The organism is Ewingella sp. S1.OA.A_B6, assembly GCF_049889095.1.
In the GTDB taxonomy this organism is placed as follows: Bacteria; Pseudomonadota; Gammaproteobacteria; order Enterobacterales; family Enterobacteriaceae; genus Ewingella.
Genome location: NZ_JBLJFK010000003.1, coordinates 47,009 through 65,744 on the forward strand (window position 1 = coordinate 47,009; position 18,736 = coordinate 65,744).

Sequence of the window (18,736 nt, forward strand, 5' to 3'; positions counted from 1 at the left end):
TGAGCACATTCTCAGCATATGTTGATGGTCGTGGCTGCTACACTTTTAGTCCTACATAGAAGCGGAGCATCCTCATGTCAGAACACTATCAGCCACCGAAAGTCTGGACCTGGAACAAAGACGAAGTCAGTAAGTTCTCGAACATCAACCGCCCGATAGCGGGCCCGACGCATGAGAAAGCACTGCCGGTGGGCAAACACTCTTTACAGCTGTATTCGCTCGGTACGCCGAATGGCCAGAAAGTGACGATCCTGCTGGAAGAGTTGCTGGCGCTGGGCGAAAGCGGTGCGGAATACGATGCTTTTATTATCCGCATCAACGAAGGCGATCAGTTCTCCAGCGGCTTCGTGGACGTGAACCCGAACTCCAAAATCCCTGCGCTGCTCGATAACTCTGTGACGCCGCCAATCCGCGTATTTGAATCAGGCAATATCCTGCTGTATCTGGCAGAAAAGTTCGGTAAGTTCTTGCCAAAAGATCTCGCCGGGCGCACCGAAACCCTGAACTGGCTGTTCTGGCTACAAGGCTCAGCGCCGTATCTCGGCGGCGGCTTCGGGCATTTCTACCATTACGCGCCGATGAAAATCGAATACGCCATCAACCGTTTCACTATGGAAGCCAAACGCCAACTCGACGTGCTTGATCGCCAGCTGGCAGAGCATCGCTTTATCGCCGGTGAAGAATATACCATTGCCGATATCGCCATCTTCACGTGGTACGGCAATCTGGCAAAAGGTGGCCTGTACGAATCGGGAGAGTTCCTCGACATCACGTCGTACAAGCATTTCCAGCGCTGGGCAGATGAAGTTGCAAACCGTCCGGCGGTTAAGCGCGGTAGCATTGTGAACCGCACCTGGGGCGAGCCGGACCAACAACTGGAAGAACGCCATAATGCGTCAGATTTCGATGACAAATTGAAATCGTAATGGGCTGTCGAATGCAAAAAGGGCGGGTTCATCTCCCGCCCTTTTCATTACTGGGCAACGGGGTTAAGACTTTACGCGTTAACCCAACAGCGTCTTTTCCATCAGAAAATCAATGAACACCCGCACTTTAGGCAGCATATGACGGCTGCTGGGCCAGACCACCGAAAACTTGCCATTATCGTCGAGATAATCCCCGAGCACGGACAGCAGTTCACCTTGTTGTAAGGCCTGACGCACCAAAAACTCAGGTACATAAGCCAACCCAACACCCTGCTGCACGGTCTGCAGCAAAGCCTCCAGATTGTTACTACTGAGCACTATCGGCAGATTGAGCGGTTGCGGGCTATTGACCGCCCAGGGCTGAAACTGTCCATTGGCCGGAAAGCGATAGCGCAGGCAGGCATGGTGTTGCAGATCCGTTGGCGTCAGCGGCGCAGGGTGGGTGCTGAAGTACGCCGGGCTACCAACAATCACAAAATGAAAAGGTCCCAATCGCCGGGACATCAATTGCGAGGTCGGCAGTTCGCCACTGCGCACGGCGACATCAATGCCTTCGGCAATCAAATCCACCATGCGATCGCTAAAATCCAGCTCCAGTTCTACCTGCGGGTAGCAGCGCATAAATTCTGCCAGATGCGGCAATAATATGCGGTAGCCGATAGCTGGCATGCTGACCCGTAGCTTGCCGCGTGGCTCCGCCGAGACCCGTGACAGCTCCTGCTCCGCCTCTTCCATTTGTGCCACGATCTGCTGGCAACGTTCGAAAAACAGCTGCCCTTCATCAGTCAGACTGATTCGCCTGGTACTGCGGTTAAAAAGCCGGACACCCAGTTTCTCCTCAAGCCGGGCGACGCTTTTGCCCACCGCCGAAGAGGAGATACCCATACGTTCTCCCGCAGCCGCAAAGCTATGAAGCTGTGCTGCCCGGACAAATGCCAGCATGCCGTTAAGATTTTCCATGATGATCACCGCCGAGTTTTTCAAACGCCATACGAGCTATTTTGTCCGTAATATTCGGACTGTAAGCCTATTTCGGCAATATTAAAGACATTTTATCATCTCAGTCACTTTCCTGTTTTATGGACACAACCATGACTCAACCCAAACCTCACTCCACGTCTCACATTTCAGGCCAACTCAGCGTGCTGTTCACCGTCTGCCTGGCGGGGATGATTATGCCGCTGAATTTTGTCAGCGGTGCGGTGGCGACACCTGCCATCGCCCGCGAATTAGGCGGCAGTGCCCAGGCACTGAGCTGGATAACCAACGCCTTTATGCTCACATTCGGCTGCTTCCTGATGGCCGCCGGTGCGCTGGCCGATGAATTTGGCCGTAAAAAAGTATTTATCTGCGGTGTGGCCGTTTTTGGTCTGCTTTCTCTGCTGCAAAGTTTCAGCTCTAGCCTGCTGGCAATTGACTTACTGCGCGGTGCGCAGGGTGTGGCAGCAGCAGCGGCACTGGCTGGGGGATCTGCTGCGTTGGCACAAGAGTTTGATGGTCAGGCGCGCACCCGCGCTTTTAGCCTGCTGGGTACCAGTTTTGGCGTCGGGCTGGCTTTCGGGCCCTTTATCGCCGGGTTGCTAATTGCCCATTTCGGCTGGCGTTCGGTGTTTCTCTCCTCCACCGTGATCGCCCTGCTTTCTTTGCTGACCGGTGCCTGGCGTATGCAGGAGTCGCGCAACCCTGACGCGGCAGGCATCGACTGGCCGGGCACCCTGAGTTTTACCACCATGCTGGCACTGCTGACCTGGGCGCTGATGAATATTCCACAGTACGGTCTGCAAAGTTTGCCGGTTCTGGCGATGCTCGGCGGCGCACTGCTGCTGGCGCTGTTTATCAGCGTGGAACTGCACGTGAAGCATCCAATGCTGGATTTGTCGCTGTTTCGTTTCCCGCGCTTTATCGGGGTGCAGGCTTTACCGCTGGCGACCGGTTTCTGCTTTGTGGTGCTGCTGGTGATCCTGCCGATGCAATTTATCGGCATTGCGGGTCTGAGCGAGCAACAGGCCGGGCTGATGATGATGGCGCTGTCATTACCGATGCTGGCCGTACCGCTGATTGCCGCATGGCTGACCCGCTGGATAAGCGCAGGCGTGCTTTGCACCTCGGGTTTAGTGATGGCGGCGCTGGGTTTATGGTGGCTGAGCGTGGCGGTCAATGTGCAGAATCTGAACCAGATGATTTTGCCGATGCTGCTCATTGGGCTGGGCACCGGCATGCCATGGGGTCTGATGGACGGGTTGTCGGTCAGCGTGGTGCCAAAAGAGCGGGCAGGTATGGCGACCGGTATTTTCAGTACCACGCGCGTGGCGGGGGAAGGTATTTCGCTGGCGATGGTCGGTGCGTTACTGGCAGCCTTTATGCACGGCGGCCTGGCAGCGCATTTCTCCGGCGCAGGGATCGCAGAAGCCAGCCAACGACTGGCGACCGGTGATTTGCAGCAGGCGCAACATTTGCTGTCTCAGGCCAGCCGTGAACAATTGCAGCAGATTTATGCTTCTTCATTGCACCATCTGTTGCTATGTCTGGTGGCGATCACTCTGGTGTCAGCGCTGGTAGTACTGCTTGCACTGGCAGGAAAAGAGACAGTGCCGGGCAACGCCGTGGTTCAGAAAGATCTGTCACCGTGATCGGCACTCAATAACGGTAAAATACAAGCATAGGTTGCGCTGGCTGAATAGTTAGCAAGTCGACTCAATGCTTATACTGACTTGGTTTTAAATGCTGCAAATGTTACATATTAAATTTTTAAAAACCGTAAATTTTAATTTATTAGAGTTAGTGTGTTTTTTATCAAAAGTGGCAAGTTATTTTTCTTAAGTTAAATTTATTAACTTATATTTAACTATGTCTCAAAGTCTCGTGATGCTGTTACTAAAAGGAAAACGGTGTACCTGAAAGGCTCGGACTGACAATGTCAGTGATCATTCCCCAAGGAAGGAGGGAAACAGACAAAGCGCAGCCTTCATCATGCGCACCCATTTTTACCGTTTAGCCGTTTTTAAAGTATTACCACCAGAGGATTTCCACATGCAGCGTTGGTTGCATGAATAAACAGCCTTAAACGTTGTCATTGGGAGTCATCATGGACGCAAAAAAACAATCATTATTCACCTTATTTACCACGGCTCTGCTGAGTCTTTCAGCAGGAGCTTACGCGGCAGGCACCCTGACCGGGCAGGTAGGGGTTCAACTTACCATCAGCACCGGTTGTACTGTCGGTAACGGCACCGCCGCAGGCGGCACCAACCAATGGGGTAATTTAAACTTCGGTAATTACGCTGATTTAACCAGCGTGATCAACGGGACAGTATTCGGTGCTGACGGCGCCAATGCGGTCACTATCACCTGCAGCACCGGACTTAGCCCAACGCTTTCGCTTAACGGCGGGCTGGCCGCTACCGGCGGCCTGCGTACCATGACATCAAGCGGCAATAGCATTCCCTACCGCCTTTACTCCGACACCTCCCGTACGACTGAAATAGCCATTAACACACCGGTTGCTTTAACGACGGGCACTACGGCTCAAAACATCCCGATTTATGGCCGCGTTCTGCCTGCTGATCAAACCAGCACAGCACCGGCTGCAGGCACTTATAACGATACCGTTGTCGCCACTCTTTCCTGGTAATACCTGAATATTTCAGGGCCGTTTACGGCCCTGAACTCACTATTATTCAGGAGGAAGGAAAGACCATGGATATTAAGGTGCTCTTGCTTTTTACCGTTCTCAGTACGCTGCTTGTTCTGGTTACTATTCCTGCCAGTCAGGCCGCGACACTGGGGGTTACCGCGACGCTGTTACCGGCCTGCACGGCGGGAACGACCACCTCGGGCAACACAACCTTCGGTACGCTTAATTTCGGTAACTACGCCACCACATCCAGCGTAATAAATGCCACCAGCACTCAGCTGGCGGGATCGATTCGCGTCAACTGTGTTAACGGCCTGAGTTATAAAATTTTGATGGATGGCGGTAAAAGCGGCAACGTGACCAGTCGCAGCATGGTCAATACCACTAATGCCGCGCTGAAAGTCCTTTATAACCTGTACACCAACGCAAATCGCACTGCACTGTGGGATAACACCACCGGCCTGAGTGATGTAGGTAATGGTGCAGACCAGTGGCATACGATTTATGGCCGTGTTCCGTCACAAACTCCCCCAGCTGCGGGGGTTTATCAGGATACGGTGAATGTTACCGTCAGCTGGTAGCAGGGAGTGACATGATGCCTGTGTGGTTGCTTATCCCGGTGTTCACCCTGCCGTTGCTGTTCTGTTCCGCACTCAACGCGGGCACAGCTACTAAGAATTTCACCGTCAGTGCCACCATTGTCAACGGCTGCGCATTTGGCAGTTCCGTGACCAACCCGACCACCAATCTCGGCACCCTCAATTTCGGCTCAGTCGCCTCCGTTCCAGGTAATCTCGATATGGTCAGCACCGCCGGAACAGGCAGCGTGGTGGTGACCTGCACACCCGGCGCGACCGTTAAAATCGCCATGGACTACGGCACCCATGGCGGCAGCGCCACACAGCGCTACATGGCCAACACTACGGCTGCTACACAAACGTTGGCCTATCAGCTCTATCAGGATCCAGCACGCAGCAAAGTATGGGGAAACGGCGCACTGGAAATGACGGTGCCCAGCTTTCCGGGCACCACACAAACCTATCCCGTCTACGCACGATTATTTGCAGTGACCACTTTACCCGCAGCGGGAACCTATACCGACACGGTTACTGTCACATTAACTTATTAACTCATCAGGATACGGATTATGTATCAAACTTTTATGCACATGGTTTTACGTCTTTTTTCACTCGGTCTGTTGTTCGGTTCCGTGACGGTAATGGCCGCAAGTTCGGTGCTGGTCTGGCCGGTCTATCAGATCATTGAGTCAGACCAAAACGGCTCAGCACTTTGGCTGGAGAACCGCGGAGCAGAACCCGTGTCGTTGCAGGTGCGCGTACTGGCCTGGAAGCAGGAGGATTTCAACGAGCGTTATGCCGACCAGACCGACGTTATCGCCAGCCCACCGTTTGCCACTGTCGCGCCAGGCCAACGTCAGTTGATCCGCATGATGCGTAACAAACCGGTTCCCGCCCACACCGAGAAAGCCTTCCGTATCATCATCGATGAGATCCCTTCTCCGCTGAACGCTAACGCTACCAGCAAAGACAAAACCGTGGTCGGCCTGCAGTTGCAGATGCGCTATCTGCTGCCGCTGTTTATGGAGGGTGAGGGGATTTGGACCCATGACCGCACCGATGTCAAACGCGACAGCGCCACAGCCACCAAACCGCTGTTGCAATGGAGCATTAGCACCGTAGGAGGAAAATCCTTCCTGAAAGTGCGTAATACCGGCCTGGTCCATGCGCGCCTGAGCAATGTGTTCTGGTCTAACAAAGGTGATGCTAAAAAAGGCGTGAAACCGATGGTCTCCGGCTTTATGGGCTATGTTTTGCCGCAGCAGGAGATGCGTTGGCCGATCCCGGCGGGCTTGCTGCCAGGCAGCCAGCTCAATGCGCAGATTGCTGATAACACTCAACCCATTATGATCCCTCGCGGCGAATAAAGGCAGGAGCCGCGACGTATGCCAACCAGACGTTTTACCCCGGGGAGGCGTTTTCTTCTTCGAGCCCACGTTCAGGGTTACCGGAGTCTGATTTATGCGGGCAGCCTGAGCCTGCTTGTCGCTTCTTGGCTGGTGCAGGCCGCTGAGTATAGCGATCTGCCGGACGCACCTCGTGCGGCTCCGGTGGTGACTGACGCGACCTACTATTTGTCGATAGTGGTGAATGGTCAGAGCGACAATCAGGTGGTGGCGGTGGTCTATCGCAATAACGCTTATTGGGTGGAGGCTGGGGTATTGGCCAAAAATCACGTACACCTGAATGGGCAGCAGCAGGGGCTGGTCAATATCACCCACCTTCCGCAGGTCACAGCTAATTACGTCCCCGAAACCCAACAGTTGGTCTTTCAGGTGCCGGACGACTGGTTGCCGAAGCAGAATATCAACAGCGACAACCTGTTGGGCTACACTCCGGCGCAAAGCAGCACAGGTCTGTTATTAAACTATGACACCTACTACGCCGACCCGCACTCCGGGCCGCGGACACTGGCTACCTTGATGGAGCAGCGCCTGTTCAGCAGCGGCGGCATTCTAACCAACACCGGCACCTGGCGTTACAATATCGAGAGTTCGCCCGGCAGTACTTCGCATGATGGCTATATCCGCTACGACACCTTCTGGCGCTACACCGACGAAGCCAACCTCGTCAGCTACCAGATGGGTGACTTTGTCAGCAACTCCCTGACATGGAGCAACTCGGCGCGTATGGGCGGGTTACGAATCAGTCGTAACTTCGGCGTCCGCCCAGACCTGGTGACCTACCCGTTACTGCAATACAGTGGCACAGCGGCGGTGCCAACCACGGTCGATCTGTTCCTCAACGGCTTTAAAGCCAGCAGCAACAATCTTAATTCTGGGCCTTTCACCCTCACCAATGTGCCTTACATCAACGGTGCCGGAGAAGCCACAGTAGTCACCACTGACGCCCTTGGGCGGCAGGTTTCCACCAGTGTGCCTTTTTACGTCTCCAATACCCTGCTGCGTAGCGGCCTGACTGACTTTGATCTGTCGCTTGGTGCGGTACGGAAAAATTATGGTATCGACAACGCCGACTACTCTGACGCGGCGTTCAGCGGTATTTACCGCTTCGGCATCACCAATTATCTGACGCTCTCCACCCACGGCGAAGCTACGCAGGGATTGGCGCTTGGCGGCCTCGGGGCAGATGTCGCCATTGGCCACTGGGGAACGCTCAGCGTATCGGGTAGCCAGAGTCAGGCTAACCATGCCCCGGCGACCCGTGGTGAATTCGATACAGATGTCAACAATGACAATAATATCAATAAATTACAAAATAACTCAATCAATGACCTGTCCGATACCAACAGCCTAACCAGCAATCAGCCAAACACCGACAGCGATACCAAAGAGAAGAACGGTAACCAGTACACGGTAGGGTATTCCTACTACTCCACCCGTTTCAGCATCTCGGCGCTGCGTTCATCGCGCACGCCGGGCTATCAAGACTTAACGTCCTATACCAGCAGCACCCGCCTTAGCCGTCAGGCCGATCAGATCACTTTCAGCACTTCGCCTTTTGGGACCTCGAACGGCACCATTGGCATCGGTTATTACGATGTCGAAGCCTATGACCAGAGCCACACCCGGCTGCTGAACTTCTCCTACAGCCGCTCGCTGTGGGGTCAGAGCAGCATGTTTGTGTCACTCAATAAAACACTGAGCGAAAACGGCTACAGCGCACAGCTGCAATTTATCATTCCGCTAGACGCAGGCATTAGCGTTAACGCTGGTGTACAGCGTAACAGCGCCGGAAATTATCATGAGCAGGTTGGCGCCAGTAAAACCACGCCAACCGACGGCGGGCTGGGCTGGAATCTTGCCTATAGCGGCGGCAGTGAACCGTATCAACAAGCCGATGCCACCTGGAAATCGCGTTATGCCACCGTTCAGGGCGGGGTATTCGGGCAGGCCGGCAAGTACACCAACTGGGCCGATCTCAGTGGTTCAGTGGTGTTTATGGACAATGACTTTTTCCTGGCGGACAAGATCAACGATGCCTTCATCGTGGTCGATACCGGCAGCTACGCCGAGGTGCCCGTGCTGTATGAGAACCAGAAACTCGGTAAGACCGATAAAAACGGCCATCTGCTGATCCCAAACGTCAGTTCCTATTACCCGGCGAAGGTGGATATCGATACCCTGCCGCTGCCCGTCGACGTGGTGGCAAACCGCGTGTCAGGCAATATTTCCGTACGCGAAGGCAGCGGCATGGTGGTGAAGTTCCCGGTCAAAAAAGTGCTTTCCGCAAGTATCAGACTCAACGATACCCAGGGCCAGCCGCTGAAGCTCGGCACGCTGGTTACCGAGGAAAACAGCCAGCAAACTACGGTCGTCGGCTACGACGGGTTGATGTATTTATCCAATCTGCAACAGCACAACATGTTAAGTATCCGTCAGGAGGACAATTCGGTGTGCCGGATTGGCTTTGACCTGAATACCAATCATCAGAGTGTTGAGCAGATCGGTCCGCTGGTTTGCCAGCCGGACGCGGCATCAGGAGAGCGAAAATGAATTTGTTGAGAATGGGGTCACGCGGGCTGGCCGCTTTGCTGTTATTTTGGGTTGGCTTACAGAGTGTTCAGGCGGACTGTACCAGTACATCTGGGTCGGGGAATTTTGGAACGCCCACCTCATTTACCGTCGCCAGTACGGCGCAGCAGGTCACCGCCACCAGTGGATTTACCTGTAGCGGCAGTCTGCTTGCGTTGGCAGCTACCAATACCGTCACTGCGAGAATAGCCTCCACCACCCATGCCATTGGCACCACGGCACGGCTGTTTAACGCCGCCAATAATCAATATCTGCCTTATATTATCTGTAGCGACAGCGCCTGCGCCATGCCGGTCAACGTTGGGGCTTCCTACACATGGAGCAGTACTTCGCTCCTTGGCCTGCTGGGACTGTTCAATGCCAGTGACGGCAGCATGCCGCTGTATCTGAAAACGGCGACAGGCGCCAATCTAAAGGCCGGGCTTTACAACGACAATATTACGATCAACTGGACCTACCATATCTGTTTCACCGGTGTACTGGGCGTCTGCGCGTATACCGACGGAACAGCGACCACGGTGATTGCCGCTAGCCTGGCGGTGACTAATTTCTGTTATATCGATAATGCGCCGAACGTCAGTTTTGGCTCAGCAGCCTTCCCGAGTGGCTTTGCCTCTGTGACCTCAAACTCGCTGAGCATCCGCTGTACACAAGGTGCGACCTACGGCGTGAAATTGGCCAGCAGCGTTGGCGGCAGTGGTCAATATCGGCAAATGTCATCACTCAATAATGGCGTAACCAGCTATTTGCAGTATCAGATCTTTAAGGGGGATGCATCGGTGTGGACGGCAGCAACCGACATGTCAATGACGGGTACCGGCGCTTCTCAGTCGATTGGTTATACCGCCACGGTCAACGCCAGCCAGGCCAATCCGCCGGCCGGAAGCTACAGCGATACGGTGCTGGTGACGGTGACGTATTAATCAGGAAGGAAAAACAGGCCGGTGCAGAGCAGTCAGCAAAAACTGTCACACCGGTGGACGCGCAGATCACAGCGCCTTGAGGATCTTAATGGTGTCATCAACATTAATTTCGTCTTCAGAGAAGATGAAGGTAGTATTTTGGAAGGTGGTCACCGCCAGTTTTTTCAGCGTGCGCGTCTCCGCTTGCTTCTCTTCTTCTTCCTTCGGGCGGATACGGTTCATCAGTAAACCGACCGATAGCACGGCGTTTTCTTTGTTGACCTGAGACTCTGCAGGTACTTCTTCGCTGTACGCCAGGAAAGACTTAATACTGGTGATTTTGATTCGCTCACCGGCAATAAAAATGTAACGGCTCTCTGGTTCAACTTTCACCGCAAAAGCCGACAAGCCTTTGTTGTTGGTGGTCGGTTCGAAAGTCACCACAGCGTCTTTCTTGATAAGCTCTGGATTGGCGACTTTAATCACGTGGAAATAACGATTATCGCCGTTTTCATCTTTGATAAAACCGAAACCTTTATCTTCAAACCAGGTTGTGATTGTCCCGTTCATCGCTATAACCGCCTAATTAATCGTTCAACATGTCAAATTTTGCAGCGCGCAGTTTAATGCAGTTCGCGCCTAAAGTCCTGCGCTTTACCGCATCGATGCGCCTCGAATTATTTTGGGTAGAGATGAAAAGTTTGGCGTGCATGCCAAATTTCTCTTGTTAATCATTCGCTACCCAAAACCCGAAGGCTGCGCTGTTTCAGGATGCGGTGAAGGTTAAACTCTAGCCAGTCGGCCAGTCCGGTCACCTGTTCCTTAACCTCAAGCCCCAGCGGCGACAGACTATATTCAACGTGTGGCGGCACTACCGGATATGAACGCCGGTCGACAAAGCCGTCCTCTTCTAAAGCCTGAAGCGTTTGGGCCAGCATTTTTTCACTGATACCCCCAACTTTGCGACGTAATTCGCTGAACCGCAGTGTTTCTTCGCTCAGGGCGATCAAAATGAGCAATCCCCAGCGGCTGGTCAAGTGACGGAGGACCTCTCGCGACGGGCAATTCGGATCGAGGATCTTGCCCTGACGGATTTGTTGCGAGAGGGTCAAACGTTCAGAAAATTTTTCAGAGTGAATAACCTTCATACTTACCTTTTGGTGCGTACTTACGAAAAGTTAGTATATCGCATAGGATGTTTTAAGAGCCAGTGTGGTAAAGACCTCTTTTTGAATAAACCCTTACTTTGGAGAAACAACATGATTGCAATTACCGGTGCTACCGGCCAGTTAGGCCGCCTTGTTATCACAGCACTTCTGAAAAAAGTGCCTGCCAATCAAATAATTGCTGCCGTACGCAGTCCCGAAAAAGCCAAAGATCTGGCAGAGTTAGGTGTGGAAGTGCGTCAGGCAGATTATAGCCAGTCCGCCACGCTGGATGCCGCGTTTAAAGGCGTCGAAAAGCTGTTGCTTATTTCTTCCAGTGAAGTTGGACAGCGCGAAGCGCAACACAATGCGGTGATCGCGGCGGCGCAACGTGCGGGTGTTAAACTGCTGGCATATACCAGTTTGCTACACGCAGATAAAAGTCAGCTCGGTCTGGCCGTTGAACATCGTGCAACAGAAAAAGCATTGAGTGAATCCGGCGTGCCTTTTGTGCTGCTGCGTAACAGCTGGTATACCGAAAACTATGCGGCGAGCGTGGCACCTGCGCTGGCACACCATGCCTTTATCGGCTCAGCAGGCGAAGGCCGACTTTCTACTGCGGCGCGTCAGGATTATGCCGAAGCGGCGGCGGCGGTGCTGAGTCTGGATAATCAGGCGGGTAAAATCTACGAACTGGCGGGCGACGAATCCTATACGCTGGCTGAATTCTCTGCGGAAATCGCGCAACAGTCAGGCAAAAAAGTGGATTACGTGAATCTGCCGCAAGCCGAGTTTGCTAAAGCGCTGATGGGTGCGGGTTTACCGGAAGGGCTGTCGAATATGCTGGCGGATTCTGATGCAGCGGCTGCGAAAGGGGGTTTGTTTGATGATTCACATTCATTGAGCAAATTGATTGGGCGTCCGACAACCCCCTTCAAAGACGTGATTGCTGCGACGCTTAAATCTCTCTGATCCCCTTACACGTCATGTTTCGGCCTGTTAACAGCGTGCTTAACAGGCCGGCTTTCCGCTTGCCTTCACCGCAGAGCACGACGAAAGGTCAGATTGAAGCGGTATTGCCCCGTCAGCAGATGTTCGCCTGGTTTGAGCGGTAAAATACCGTGATAACGCAGGCGGGCCGGGCCGCCCCACACCACGATATCACCATGGTTGAGCACCACACGCTGGGTTTTATCACTGCGATCCAAGCCACCAAACTGAAATGTCGCCGGCAGGCCAAGTGAGACTGAAACAATCGGCGCGCCGAAATCGTGCTCGTCTTTGTCCTGATGCAGTGACATTTTAGCCCCCGGCTGATAGCGGTTTATCAGGCACGCATCCGGCTGAAAACCTGGGAAACCAGCCTGCTCTGCGGCATCGACCGCCAGTGCGTAAAACAGTGGCGGCATAGCGGGCCAGGGGTGTTGATTCTCGGGAGACGTTGCCTGATAGCGATACCCTTTTCGATCAGTCACCCAACCAACATCGCCACAGTTAGTCATGGCGACTGACATCTCATATCCACCTGGCGTAGCGCGATACTGGAATGGCACCAGACCGGCAATACGATCGATCTCAACCAGCAATGCGGAATCATCTTGCAGCGCCCCGCCGCGCAGCACCACTGCACCAGGAGCTAACGCCTCACGCCAGTGCGGATGAAAATCCGGGTGATCGAAAAGATCCAAATTCATGTCCACCTCCTGCAGGCGTTATCCCCTAAGTATATACCTTAAATAATTCGTTAAGGCTGGCGGCATACGGCGCGTTTCCGCTAAGGTTTGGTTAACGTATTCAACTCAGTTTTTATACAGGAGGCACCATGAGCCGTGAAATTAACAAAGACACCCAATTGTGTATGTCACTGTCCGGGCGTCCGGGCAACTTCGGCACCCGTTTTCACAATTATTTGTACCAGGCGTTGGATCTGAATTTTGTCTACAAGGCGTTCACTACGAAGGATATTGAAGCGGCCGTTAAAGGCGTGCGTGCACTGGGCATTCGCGGCTGTGCGGTATCAATGCCATTCAAGGAAGCTTGTATTGCTTTTCTGGATAAACTCGACCCTTCCGCCACCGCCATCCAGTCAGTAAATACTATCGTTAATGACGACGGTATTTTGCGGGCCTATAACACCGATTACATCGCCGTCGCTAAATTGCTGGAAGGCTACCAGGTGCCGCATGATGCCGTGTTTGCGCTGCGTGGCAGCGGCGGTATGGGCAAAGCCGTGGTAGCAGCACTGCGCGATGCCGGTTTCAAAAACGGTTATATCGTTGCGCGCAATGAAAAAAATGGCCGAGAACTGGCGCAAGAATACGGTTACCAGTGGAAGAGCGACGTGGGTAATTTAACGGTGGATATGCTCATTAACGTCACGCCGATTGGCATGGCCGGCGGCCCCGAGGTGGATTCACTGGCCTTTGAACCGGAAGTGATTGACCGGGCTTCTATCGTTTTCGACGTGGTGGCTCTGCCGGTGGAGACACCGCTGATCCGTTACGGACGTGAACACAACAAGCAGGTGATCACCGGCGCCGAGGTCGCGACGCTACAGGCGGTAGAACAGTTCGTGTTGTACACCGGAAAACGCCCGAATGATGCACTGATTGATCAGGCCGCGACGCACGCCCGAGGGTGATGTACCCCCGAGAATAAGTAAACACGCCAACAGAACTCACTAAAACGGCCCGAAATTTTCATCGCGGGCCGTTTATATCGAGACTAAAAAATCTATTGCGTTACGTTACCGGTCTGCTCAGCACCCACTAAACCCACTTTCAGATAACCGGCTTTTCGCAGGGTATCCATCACGCCCATCAGTGTTTCATAATCTACCGACTTATCAGCCTGGAAGAAAATGGTGCTCTGCTTGTCGCCGTGCGTACGTTGATCAAGTTGTGCGGTGAGGTTATCGCGATTAACAACGCTGTCGCCCAGATAGAGTTGCTTGTCAGCTTTCACGGTGAGGAACACCGGTTTTTCCGGGCGCGGCTGCGGCTTAGCCGTCGAGGCGGGTAAATCTACACGTACATCAACGGTCGCCAGTGGCGCGGCCACCATGAAGATGATCAACAACACCAACATCACATCGATAAAAGGCGTGACGTTGATGTCATGCATTTCACCGCTTTCGTCGAGATCGTCATTTAAACGTATGGCCATAATTTATTACCCTACGCGCAACTGGCGATCGGCCACTGGCCGCGATGTTTCACCTGCGCTGGCAGCCAGATCCAGATCACGTCCCTGCAACAGTAAAATCTGCGCGGCCACATCCCCCACCTGATGGCGATAAGAGCCGATAGTGCGGGCGAAGATGTTGTAAATCACCACTGCTGGGATCGCGGCAATCAGGCCAACGGCGGTAGCCAGCAGAGCTTCGGCAATCCCAGGAGCGACCACGGCAAGATTGGTGGTTTGCGTCTGGGCAATACCAATGAAGCTGTTCATGATGCCCCACACCGTACCGAACAGACCGACGAACGGAGAGATAGCGCCGATGGTGGCGAGGATACCATTGCCACGGCCCATATGGCGTCCGGCAGCACTGACGCGGCGCTCCAGACGAAAACCAGTACGATCCTTGATGCCGCCGTTGTCGGTTGACCCAGCGGATAGTTCGAGTTCATTTTGGGCATCGCGCACCATCTGGCTGCTGATGCTGTTAGCGTCAAAACTTTCTGCCTGCTCAGCGGCTTCGTCCAGCGTGCGTACCGTTTCCAGTGCAGCGAACTCACGGCGCAAACGGCGCTTGCCGCTCCACACTTCAGCACCTTTGCTAAACAGCAACGTCCAGGTGACCACCGAGGCCAGCAACAGGCCAATCATCACGATTTTCACTATCACGTCAGCGTGGTGATACATGCCAAGCACGGAGAGATCTTTAGGGATAACCGGAAGCGCGACCCTATTATCGACGGGCGCAGCAGAAGCGCTGATCGGCGTCACTGCCGCTGGAGTTTCGTTAGTACTGTCTGTCGGTTGGGCTGCTTGCGTTACCGCTTCAGTTGCCGCAGAAGAAGGTGCCGCGTAGGCATTGCCAGCAAGGCATGCTACCAAAACTAATGGCATCAGAAATGACGCCATCTCTTTCATCTTATTGCGAGCCGTTTTCAAGCGTCGCCTCCAGCCAGAATCAATGTGTATGGGGGTTGATAGCGCCAAATCATATCAAACAAAAAGCTCGAATTGATAGTGGTTCTCATTATTATTTACATTATCGCTGCCCCGTGCGCCCATGTCATTGACCGGTAACAAGCTTTTTGGGGTTTATCCGCAAATGCGTCAAACCTCACCCAGTTCACATTTTTGGAAAAAATTGACGCGTAAATCAATCGATCGATACATTAATTACAAACAAAACGCCGTTTTAAATATTAAGAAATATAATTCCATAACTGTTATCAGTTTGTGACATCGTTCAAATAAACAGCACCCCTGATCGGGTATCTTTCCGAAGTGGGTAAAGACCGGACACCGGCAGCCTTCTTACATGTCATCCATTTCCCCTGTTTTTATTTTCCTTACTAACTGAGTACCCTGGAGACAAAACTATGAAAATGCAGAACGCAATTTTCAGTCTTTGCCTGAGTTCCGCTACCCTTCTCTTTAGTCAAAGTCTGCTGGCACAGACGATCAAAGCCGCCGATGTTCACCCCCAAGGCTACCCTAACGTCGTTGCCGTACAACACATGGGCGAAAAACTGCAACAGCAAACCGACGGCAGGCTGGAGATAAAAACCTTCCCCGGCGGCGTGCTGGGTGATGAAAAACAGGAAATCGAGCAGGCTCAGATCGGAGCGCTGGACATTATCCGTGTGTCGATGACGCCGGTGGCGTCGATTTTGCCGGAGATTAGCGTCTTCACCCTGCCCTACGTTTTCCGCGATGAAGACCACATGCATAAGGTGCTCGACGGCAATATCGGCAAGGAGATTGGCGATAAGATCACTAATGACCCGAAATCCCGCCTGGTGTTTCTGGGCTGGATGGATGGTGGTACACGCAACCTGATCACCAAACAGCCAGTGGTGAAACCTGAAGATTTGCGTGGCATGAAAATCCGCGTTCAGGGAAGCCCAATTGCGCTGGCAACACTCAAAGCCATGGGAGCTAACCCGGTAGCGATGGGCGTCAGTGAAGTGTTCAGCGGGATGCAAACCGGGGTTATCGACGGCACGGAGAACAATCCGCCAACGTTCGTCGCCCACAACTATATGCCGGTGGTGAAAAACTACACCTACAGCCGTCACTTCATTATTCCCGAACTGTTCCTCTATTCAAAAGTGAAGTGGGACAAGCTGTCGAAAGACGATCAACAACTGATGCTGAAACTGGCGAAAGAAGCGCAGGACGAGCAGCGCGAGCTGTGGAAAACCTACAACGACAAATCCCTTGCCACTATGAAAGCGGGCGGCGTGGCGTTTTATGAGATTGACCGCGAGGACTATTTCAAAGCGACCCAACCGGTGCGTGATGAATTCGGTAAAGGCCACGAAGGGCTGATGCAGAAAATTGCCGACGTTCAATAACCTGATGTGAGGCAACCTGCAATGTTGCCTCACATTTCGCGCACTTTCGGGGGTTTCATGCTGAACCGTTATCAACGTTTGATGGACATACTGTATCTCTTCTCCATGTGGCTGGCGGGGATCGCCCTGCTGCTGATGGTGGCCGTGATCCCGATTGGGATCTTCGCGCGCTATGTCATGAATCGCGCCCTCTCCTGGCCGGAACCGGTCGCTATCTTGTGCATGGTGACCTTCACCTTTATCGGCGCGGCCGTGGCCTATCGCTCCGGTTCTCACATCATGGTGGCGATGGTCACCGACCGCCTGCCACCGGCGCTGAAGAGATTATTCGCATTGCTTTCTGACCTGATGATGCTGACCATCAGCCTGTTTATCCTCTGGTACAGCCTGAATCTGTGCAGTGAACTGTGGCAGCAGCCTGTAGCGGAGTTTCCGCAGCTGACCGCCGGGCAGACTTATCTGCCGCTGCCTCTCGGTTCGGCGCTGACCGTGCTGTTTATCATTGAGCAAATCCTTGCAGGCCCGCAGGCCCAGCGCCCGGTGGTCCGGCTTGGTAATTCAGACGCCTGATAGCCCCTTTTCTGGAGCATACGTGATGGATGCATTAATTTTACTGTTAACGCTGGGGGTGATGCTTGCCATCGGCGTGCCGGTTGCTTACGCCGTTGGTCTGAGCGCCGTGGCGGGCGCACTTTGGATTGATTTACCGCTGGAAGCGCTGATGATCCAACTCACCAACGGCGTAAACAAGTTTTCACTGCTGGCCATCCCGTTCTTTATTTTGGCGGGGGCAATCATGGCCGAAGGGGGGATCGCACGGCGACTGGTCAGTTTTGCCTATATCTTTGTTGGCTTTATTCGAGGGGGTCTGTCGTTGGTGAATATCGTGGCCTCAACCTTTTTCGGTGCGATCTCCGGCTCGTCAGTAGCGGATACCGCCTCAATCGGTTCAGTCATGATCCCGGAGATGGAGAAGAAAGGGTACCCGCGTGATTTCGCGGCAGCGGTGACGGCCAGCGGCTCGGTGCAGGCCATTTTGACGCCGCCCAGCCATAATTCAGTGATTTACTCGCTGGCAACCGGTGGCACGGTGTCTATCGCCGCGCTGTTTATCGCCGGGATCCTGCCCGGTCTGCTGCTCAGTCTGAGCTTAATGGTAATGTGCGTGGTATTCGCCCACAAACGCGGCTATCCAAAAGGCGAACGTGTCCCCTTTAAGCAGGCGCTGAAAATCTTCGTCGATACTCTGTGGGGGCTGATGACTGTGGTCATCATCATGGGCGGTATTCTCAGCGGGATTTTTACCGCCACCGAGTCCGCCGCCATCGCCTGCCTGTGGTCATTCTTCGTCACCATGTTTATCTACCGGGACTATAAATGGTCAGAGTTGCCAAAACTGATGTACCGCACGGTTAAAACCGTCAGCATCGTAATGATTCTGATCGGCTTCGCGGCCAGCTTTGGCGCGGTCATGACCTACATGCAATTGCCGATGCGCATCACGGAGTTCTTCACCTCGATCTCCGACAACAAGTACGTGATCCTGATGTGTATCAACATCATGCTGCTACTGATCGGCACGCTGATGGATATGGCACCGATCATTTTGATCCTCACCCCGGTACTGCTGCCGGTAGCCCTTTCCCTTGGCATTGATCCGGTGCATTTCGGCATGATTATGCTGGTCAATCTGGGCATTGGGCTGATCACTCCGCCAGTCGGTTCGGTCCTGTTTGTCGCCAGTGCGGTAAGTAAACAGAGCATTGAGAAAGTGGTGAAAGCCATGCTGCCATTTTATTGCGTGTTGTTCACGGTGCTGATACTAGTGACCTATATTCCGGCGATTTCCCTTACCTTGCCGAAGCTGTTTGGCGTCTATACTGGATAAAGCGCTGGCTGTCAGATGCCTGAAATTTTCTCATCCACGTGGCAAAACCTGCACCGCCCTGAATCATCATGTTAAGTTAAAGAAAAGCCCGTGCCGTAAAGTGCGGGTGTACATTGATTAACGGGATGAAATCG

At 53.4% G+C, this 18,736-nt stretch carries 19 protein-coding genes; 13 read left to right on the top strand and 6 right to left on the bottom strand.

The window, feature by feature from the left end:
- Nucleotides 1-74 precede the first annotated feature (74 nt).
- Nucleotides 75-926 (top strand): glutathione-dependent disulfide-bond oxidoreductase, encoded by an 852-nt coding sequence (gene yghU, locus ACMV8I_RS10000; protein ID WP_498865080.1) that lies wholly within the window; start codon nucleotides 75-77, stop codon nucleotides 924-926.
- 78 nt (nucleotides 927-1,004) lie between these two features.
- Here yghU and ACMV8I_RS10005 read toward each other — a convergent pair whose 3' ends face one another.
- On the bottom strand, nucleotides 1,005-1,886 hold the full coding sequence (locus ACMV8I_RS10005) for a LysR family transcriptional regulator (RefSeq protein WP_498865081.1): 882 nt from the start codon (nucleotides 1,884-1,886) through the stop codon (nucleotides 1,005-1,007).
- A gap of 131 nt (nucleotides 1,887-2,017) precedes the next feature.
- Between ACMV8I_RS10005 and ACMV8I_RS10010 the strand changes: the two genes are divergently transcribed.
- The 7 genes from ACMV8I_RS10010 (at nucleotide 2,018) to ACMV8I_RS10040 (ending at nucleotide 10,056) form a co-directional block, all read left to right on the top strand.
- A complete protein-coding gene (locus tag ACMV8I_RS10010; protein ID WP_498865082.1) occupies nucleotides 2,018-3,556 on the top strand; it encodes an MFS transporter in 1,539 nt (512 codons plus the stop codon).
- Nucleotides 3,557-4,011: 455 nt separating this feature from the next.
- Complete coding sequence (locus ACMV8I_RS10015; protein ID WP_498865083.1) at nucleotides 4,012-4,557, top strand: Csu type fimbrial protein; 546 nt, start codon at nucleotides 4,012-4,014, stop codon at nucleotides 4,555-4,557.
- 65 nt (nucleotides 4,558-4,622) lie between these two features.
- A complete protein-coding gene (locus ACMV8I_RS10020; protein ID WP_498865084.1) occupies nucleotides 4,623-5,141 on the top strand; it encodes a Csu type fimbrial protein in 519 nt (172 codons plus the stop codon).
- 11 nt (nucleotides 5,142-5,152) lie between these two features.
- Nucleotides 5,153-5,689 (top strand): Csu type fimbrial protein, encoded by a 537-nt coding sequence (locus ACMV8I_RS10025; protein ID WP_498865085.1) that lies wholly within the window; start codon nucleotides 5,153-5,155, stop codon nucleotides 5,687-5,689.
- A gap of 33 nt (nucleotides 5,690-5,722) precedes the next feature.
- Nucleotides 5,723-6,505 carry a fimbrial biogenesis chaperone gene (locus ACMV8I_RS10030; protein ID WP_498865281.1) on the top strand — a complete coding sequence of 261 codons (783 nt, stop codon included), beginning with the start codon at nucleotides 5,723-5,725 and terminating at the stop codon, nucleotides 6,503-6,505.
- A gap of 18 nt (nucleotides 6,506-6,523) precedes the next feature.
- Nucleotides 6,524-9,094, top strand: coding sequence for a fimbria/pilus outer membrane usher protein (locus ACMV8I_RS10035; RefSeq protein ID WP_498865086.1), 2,571 nt, complete (start codon nucleotides 6,524-6,526; stop codon nucleotides 9,092-9,094).
- The gene (locus ACMV8I_RS10040; protein ID WP_498865087.1) at nucleotides 9,091-10,056 is read left to right on the top strand and encodes a Csu type fimbrial protein; all 966 of its coding nucleotides are present in this window, start codon (nucleotides 9,091-9,093) and stop codon (nucleotides 10,054-10,056) included. Before ACMV8I_RS10035 ends, ACMV8I_RS10040 begins: the two co-directional genes overlap by 4 nt.
- Nucleotides 10,057-10,122: 66 nt before the next feature.
- Here the strand turns inward: ACMV8I_RS10040 and ACMV8I_RS10045 are convergent, their stop codons facing one another.
- Together ACMV8I_RS10045 and ACMV8I_RS10050 are read right to left on the bottom strand one after the other, a co-directional pair.
- Nucleotides 10,123-10,605, bottom strand: coding sequence for a cold-shock protein (locus ACMV8I_RS10045; RefSeq protein ID WP_498865088.1), 483 nt, complete (start codon nucleotides 10,603-10,605; stop codon nucleotides 10,123-10,125).
- Between the two features lie 161 nt (nucleotides 10,606-10,766).
- Nucleotides 10,767-11,183 carry a winged helix-turn-helix transcriptional regulator gene (locus ACMV8I_RS10050; RefSeq protein WP_498865089.1) on the bottom strand — a complete coding sequence of 139 codons (417 nt, stop codon included), beginning with the start codon at nucleotides 11,181-11,183 and terminating at the stop codon, nucleotides 10,767-10,769.
- A gap of 111 nt (nucleotides 11,184-11,294) precedes the next feature.
- Between ACMV8I_RS10050 and ACMV8I_RS10055 the strand changes: the two genes are divergently transcribed.
- A complete protein-coding gene (locus tag ACMV8I_RS10055) occupies nucleotides 11,295-12,152 on the top strand; it encodes an SDR family oxidoreductase (RefSeq protein ID WP_498865090.1) in 858 nt (285 codons plus the stop codon).
- A gap of 65 nt (nucleotides 12,153-12,217) precedes the next feature.
- On the opposite strand, the gene alkB is transcribed toward ACMV8I_RS10055, so the two are convergent.
- Complete coding sequence (gene alkB / locus ACMV8I_RS10060; RefSeq protein WP_498865091.1) at nucleotides 12,218-12,874, bottom strand: DNA oxidative demethylase AlkB; 657 nt, start codon at nucleotides 12,872-12,874, stop codon at nucleotides 12,218-12,220.
- A gap of 128 nt (nucleotides 12,875-13,002) precedes the next feature.
- Between alkB and ACMV8I_RS10065 the strand changes: the two genes are divergently transcribed.
- Nucleotides 13,003-13,821, top strand: a complete 819-nt coding sequence (locus tag ACMV8I_RS10065; protein ID WP_498865092.1) for a shikimate 5-dehydrogenase — start codon at nucleotides 13,003-13,005, stop codon at nucleotides 13,819-13,821.
- A gap of 92 nt (nucleotides 13,822-13,913) precedes the next feature.
- On the opposite strand, the gene exbD is transcribed toward ACMV8I_RS10065, so the two are convergent.
- Together exbD and exbB are read right to left on the bottom strand one after the other, a co-directional pair.
- The gene (gene exbD / locus ACMV8I_RS10070; protein WP_498865093.1) at nucleotides 13,914-14,345 is read right to left on the bottom strand and encodes a TonB system transport protein ExbD; all 432 of its coding nucleotides are present in this window, start codon (nucleotides 14,343-14,345) and stop codon (nucleotides 13,914-13,916) included.
- Nucleotides 14,346-14,351: 6 nt separating this feature from the next.
- Entirely contained in the window at nucleotides 14,352-15,278 is a 927-nt protein-coding gene (gene exbB, locus ACMV8I_RS10075; RefSeq protein ID WP_498865282.1) for a tol-pal system-associated acyl-CoA thioesterase, read from the bottom strand.
- Between the two features lie 458 nt (nucleotides 15,279-15,736).
- Between exbB and ACMV8I_RS10080 the strand changes: the two genes are divergently transcribed.
- From ACMV8I_RS10080 to ACMV8I_RS10090, 3 genes are read left to right on the top strand one after another with little or no spacing between them, the layout of a single operon-like run.
- Entirely contained in the window at nucleotides 15,737-16,714 is a 978-nt protein-coding gene (locus tag ACMV8I_RS10080; RefSeq protein ID WP_498865094.1) for a TRAP transporter substrate-binding protein, read from the top strand.
- 57 nt (nucleotides 16,715-16,771) lie between these two features.
- Entirely contained in the window at nucleotides 16,772-17,284 is a 513-nt protein-coding gene (locus ACMV8I_RS10085) for a TRAP transporter small permease (protein ID WP_498865283.1), read from the top strand.
- A 25-nt stretch (nucleotides 17,285-17,309) separates the two neighbouring features.
- Nucleotides 17,310-18,602, top strand: a complete 1,293-nt coding sequence (locus ACMV8I_RS10090; RefSeq protein ID WP_498865095.1) for a TRAP transporter large permease — start codon at nucleotides 17,310-17,312, stop codon at nucleotides 18,600-18,602.
- The last annotated feature ends 134 nt before the right edge of the window (nucleotides 18,603-18,736 follow it).